At 57.2% G+C, this 264-nt stretch carries 1 rRNA gene; it reads left to right on the top strand.

The features are described 5' to 3' along the window. Nucleotides 1–264: ribosomal RNA gene (locus tag QSK36_RS43285) — 23S ribosomal RNA — on the top strand; the annotation flags it as partial.

The raw sequence follows: 264 nt of genomic DNA, 5'->3' as shown, positions 1-264 counted from the left end.
AGTGACAACCAGGAGGTTGGCTTAGAAGCAGCCACCCTTGAAAGAGTGCGTAATAGCTCACTGGTCAAGTGATTCTGCGCCGACAATGTAGCGGGGCTCAAGTACACCGCCGAAGTCGTGGCACCACCGGTTTTGTGCTGGTGGTGGGTAGGGGAGCGTCGTGCGAACCGGTGAAGCCGCCGAGTGATCGTGTGGTGGAGGTCGTGCGAGTGAGAATGCAGGCATGAGTAGCGAGTCAGAAGTGAGAATCTTCTGCGCCGAATG

Source organism: Microbispora sp. NBRC 16548 (assembly GCF_030268985.1).
Classification (GTDB): Bacteria; Actinomycetota; Actinomycetes; order Streptosporangiales; family Streptosporangiaceae; genus Microbispora; species Microbispora catharanthi.
The sequence above is the reverse complement of the archived record's forward strand: the minus strand, read 5'-3'. Positions and strand labels throughout refer to the sequence as shown.